Raw genomic sequence first — 4,535 nt, 5'->3', positions numbered from 1 at the left:
GAGCTTTTCTAACCTTTGAATTTCTTGTAATTCAAGCATGAATTATTCCTGTATCAAGTGCAGACATTGTCAAAATTTTAATATTTGCGTCCTCGCTACTTAATTTTGATGGCTGATTTTGTTCGTAATATTCACAAATTTCATAAAATTTATACATAATTTTATTTAGTGTGCGTAGATTTCCGCAACAAAGCTCATAGGCCTTGTCATAGTCTTTTTTTTGAAAATTTAGGTATTTATCGTAGCCTTTTTGTCCTATTTTTCTTTGCAAATAAACTATGATTTCATTCGTGTTTGCACTTCCAAGCTCTATGCTCTCCCAAATTCTAGTTTGAAAATAGTCCTTTGCTAACACATCTTCATTTTCAGTTTTATGAATCGTAAATAGAAATTTAAATAATCTTGTATCGGCCATTAGCCTTATTTTTTCGATCAATTCAGTAGGATAAAGTTGTGCTTCATCCAAGATAACGACTATTTGATTTTGTAAAATTTCATCTTTATTTTTAAATTCTTTTGAGTAGTGTGCAACAAAACTTTCAAAATTATTTATATTATCAAGCTTATTTCCGTATATGTCTTCGCAAAGAGCTTCTATAAATGTAGCCTCGCTAAAAAAAGGATGTGGGAAAAAAATTAATTTTTTATCCTTTTGAAGATCAGAGGCTATCTTGTTTAACAAAAAGGTCTTTCCACTGCCAGGCTTGCCATAAAAAAGTATAAGCTTTAATGGCTTTTTTAGAGCCGAGACGATCTTATTGTAACAAGTGATCGAGTTATCTAGATTAACAAAATCAGCTACTTCGTCTTCGTTGATAAAGATATCTTTTATATCTGTATAAATATTCTTGTTATTCATAGATCGTTTTAGAAAAACCTAAGTCTTTTAATGATTGATTAAGTGGCTTTTTTTTGTCAAAATCAACTACATGAGGAGTGATGACAAAGATAAGCTCTGTTGTCTTTATATTGTCTCTTGTGCTTTTAAAGACACCGCCTATAAGTGGGATATCAGAAAGAAGAGGTACAGAAGTATTATTTTTACCCTTCGTCTGACCTATTAATCCACCAAGAATAATAGTATCACCGCTATCAACTTGAACAACAGTTGAAAGCTTCTTTTGTACCGTATCTGGAGCAATCTCCCTTAACGCATTTTGTCTTGTGTCGTCTTCAGCGTATTTAAAGTTACTAAGCGATGGATTGATTCGAAGCATAATTTTATTATTATCAGAGACTTCTGGTAGTAAATTTAATAATATGCCTATAAAAACAGAGTATTGTTTATAAGTAGTTGTCAGCCTATCGCTATTGCTGTTGCCATTGTCAGTTTTTTGTTGAACACGGTAGTTTATGTTATCACCAACTGAGATTAGCGCTTGCTGATTATTAAGTGTTGTTACTTTTGGGCTTGATATAACCTTTGTCTTTCCATTTGTTTCAAGAAAATTTATCATTCCATCAAGGCTGAAATTTAAATTAGCTGCGATATTTAATGTACGTCCAAATCCATCACTTAGGCTATTTCCTTTATTTGTCCAAGTAGCACTTGAGCTCGGATTGTTTCTTGAATTGCCAATGTATGTATTAAATCCAAGCTCAAATTTACTCCAATCAACACCTTGTTTGTATTCATTATTTAATTCAACCGAGATAATAGAAACATCAATAATTACTTGTTTTTTTAGTCTTTTTTGCATTTCATCTATATATTTCTCAACACGCTTAAGTTGAGAAGGAGTGGCCGTAACAGTGATAAGGCCTGCGTTTTGATTTATGATAGGATCAGGTGCTGTGATATGTTCGCTACTATTATTTAAAATAGCCTTGAGCTCAGCATCTAGTTTTTCCCAAAAGTCAAACCTTTCGGTAGTTTTTATAAGGTTGCTTGAGCCTTGGGAACTATCATCTTGGGAATTATCGCTACTACTTGAACCACTAGAAATTTCAGATGGAGTGGCATCCACTGAAGCTTGGGTGACAGCAGTTCCTTCTCTAATAGAAGTTATATAGTCTAGTTTAAAAATTTGAGTTTTTAAAGATGAAATTTTTAATACATTATTTGAAAACTCGTAGCTTAAATTTTTCTCACTTAAAAGCAGGTCAAAAACTTCGCTAAGACTCATATTTCTGATATTAACGCCAAAAACTTTATCTTTTAGCTCCGTTTTGCTATAAGTGTCCTTTGCAACAATACTAAAGTTACACATCTCTGAAAGTTGATTTAACACATCTACTAGCGCAACATCATCTGAAATTTTCATATTAAAATTCTTGCTTAAACAACTACTCTCATTAGCACTAGCATAGTTCATATTCAAGCAAATGAGTCCACCTATTATTAATATTTTATTTAATTTTAATCTCAACATTTTTACTTCCATTTTTTAAAATTAGCTCTTGTTTCTCATCGCCTTTTACTAAAAAAACGCTATTTTTAGTAATGTTAGCTATTTTGTAACCATCAACAATATCACCGACAGCATACCACTTGGAATCAATATTTGCTTTGTTTAATAAAATTGCTTTTAAACTAAGCCCTTTTGAAGCCTGAGGGGCAATTGATAAATTTTGATCTGTTACCGTCTTGATAGGTTCTTGCTTAAAAGGATTTTTTATACTCGAAAGCTCAATATCGCTAAGACCGCTTCTTTTTTCCTTTATTTTTTCAAAAATTTTATCATAAGAGTCCATTTCCTCTTGAAGCTGATTAGCAAAAGCAATATTTAAAAATAAAAAAACCAATAAAATTTTTATTTTCATTAGTATTTCATCCCCCAAACAGATATTGAGATCTTAGCGCCAAGCTCTTTTTGGGTAGAATTTACATCCATTTTATGAAGATCAACTACTAGCTTTGATTCTTCAAGACCATTTATATATGAAAGCATATCTTTAAAACCTCCCAAAAATGTCAAGTCAATATTTAAAATTTGCTCAATCTTTTGGAAATTTGGCTCTTTTATATCGCTTTTTAATTCTAAAATTTTTATATTATTTTGCTTTGCTAAAGATACGATGTTGTCTAAAAAATTTGCCCAATTTTGATCGTTAAATAATAAAAACGATAGTTCTTTTAGCTTTGAGTCAAAATGAGCATTAAATTTTAAAACGCTAGAATATTTGCCTTTAAGCGTTTCAAGTATTTTGGACTCTTCATTTATTTTAAAATTTTTATCCCCACTAGGTGAGCTGGTCGATCTTAAATAATCTCTTGTTCTTGAAAGATCATTGCTAATTTTAGTATGCGAATTAAATCTTTCATCATAAAAATCTTGCGACGGATCAAAGCAAAGCATATAAACAATATAAATAATAATTAAAGCTGAACCCAAAAAAATTATATTTGTTTCGCTTTGTTTTTTTGCGTCAAAATACTTATCTATTTTACTTAGAACGTCTTGTCTCATTGTCTAATCTCTATACTTATATTACTTTCATATTCGTTGTTTTGCCTATCTTCTTTAATTTTTTTTGTATTTACTGAATATTTAGGCATCTTGCTAATATCTTTTATTAGCTGCGTAATCCTTTTTTCATTATCGCTAACAACTGTTACTGTTAAATTTTTATCGTTATTTTTAATATTTGTTATAAAAACGCTATTGTTATTTATCATATCGGTAATCTCAAAAAGATTTAAGCCTTTCATTACGTAATGATCTTTTTTGTTTTCAATTTCTTGAAGCAACCCTTTTCTAAAATTTAACTTCTCTTCCTCTTTATCAGTTAATCCTTTTATATCGTTTTGCTCTTTTTTTAGTCTTTCAAGAGCATTTCTTATTTGTGCTGCTTGCGCATTAAGCACATCAAGCTCATCACTTAGCTTTTGCGAATCTGCCTCTAAAATACTGCCAGCTATATAATTATAAAGTGGATAGGACATGCTTAGGCAAAAAGCAGCGGCACATGTCAGTATAAATTTACCGCTTTTTCTTTTTGTGAACGGATCAGGTCTAAGCAAATTTGAGAAGTTAAAATCGGCATTAAAGGCCTCTTTTTTGTAAAAATTTGCATATAAAGCCATCATGTTATATCGTTCACTAATGGCTAAATTTTTAGAATTTATTACAGTGCTTGTATTTAATTTCGTAGCATTTGTGCCAAGCTTTGTATTGATGAATTTCTCAAAACGCTCTATTTTATAGTCGCAGTCAATATAGATATTTTTTATATTTATGCTATAGATTCTATTGACAACATTTATCGTGTCATTTACGTAAAATATATAGTCCTCAAAAACAGTATTTAGATCGTAGCTAAAGCCTTCTTCATTGCTATCTAAAAGTCCTCTTGTTTTTAGGATGTCTAAAAAGCTTTCTAGGCTTACTCTTTCGCCGATTTGCTCTATAAATTTATCTTTTAGATAATTTAGTGTGTATCTTAAACCTCTTGATGTTAGGTATTTCCCATTTACATAAATGCTTATAAATGCTTCATCGGCCCTAAATGTCAAAAAACAATCACTCTGAGTGCTAGGAAGCAAGCCTTTTTTATATATAGCACTATATAAAAGTGGCTCTACAATAACATAA

At 30.7% G+C, this 4,535-nt stretch carries 5 protein-coding genes; all 5 read right to left on the bottom strand.

What is annotated here, in order from left to right:
* Positions 1-31: 31 nt before the first annotated feature.
* Positions 32-859: an ATP-binding protein gene (locus FZ949_RS08975; RefSeq protein WP_054196616.1), complete on the bottom strand. Its 828-nt coding sequence runs from the start codon at positions 857-859 to the stop codon at positions 32-34.
* A complete protein-coding gene (gene mshL, locus FZ949_RS08970; RefSeq protein WP_072594218.1) occupies positions 852-2,372 on the bottom strand; it encodes a pilus (MSHA type) biogenesis protein MshL in 1,521 nt (506 codons plus the stop codon). The genes FZ949_RS08975 and mshL overlap by 8 nt, the downstream gene beginning before the upstream one ends.
* On the bottom strand, positions 2,350-2,763 hold the full coding sequence (locus FZ949_RS08965) for a hypothetical protein (protein ID WP_180998600.1): 414 nt from the start codon (positions 2,761-2,763) through the stop codon (positions 2,350-2,352). The genes mshL and FZ949_RS08965 overlap by 23 nt, the downstream gene beginning before the upstream one ends.
* Positions 2,763-3,410 carry a pilus assembly protein PilO gene (locus FZ949_RS08960; protein ID WP_103580158.1) on the bottom strand — a complete coding sequence of 216 codons (648 nt, stop codon included), beginning with the start codon at positions 3,408-3,410 and terminating at the stop codon, positions 2,763-2,765. The genes FZ949_RS08965 and FZ949_RS08960 overlap by 1 nt, the downstream gene beginning before the upstream one ends.
* The coding region (locus tag FZ949_RS08955) for a C4-dicarboxylate ABC transporter (protein WP_187424728.1) at positions 3,407-4,535 on the bottom strand (1,129 nt) is incomplete at its 5' end. The genes FZ949_RS08960 and FZ949_RS08955, both read right to left, overlap by 4 nt.

The organism is Campylobacter concisus, from assembly GCF_902460545.1.
GTDB lineage: Bacteria > Campylobacterota > Campylobacteria > Campylobacterales > Campylobacteraceae > Campylobacter_A > Campylobacter_A concisus_AE.
Note: the sequence above shows the minus strand (reverse complement) of the source record. Positions and strands in the feature narration are given on the sequence as shown.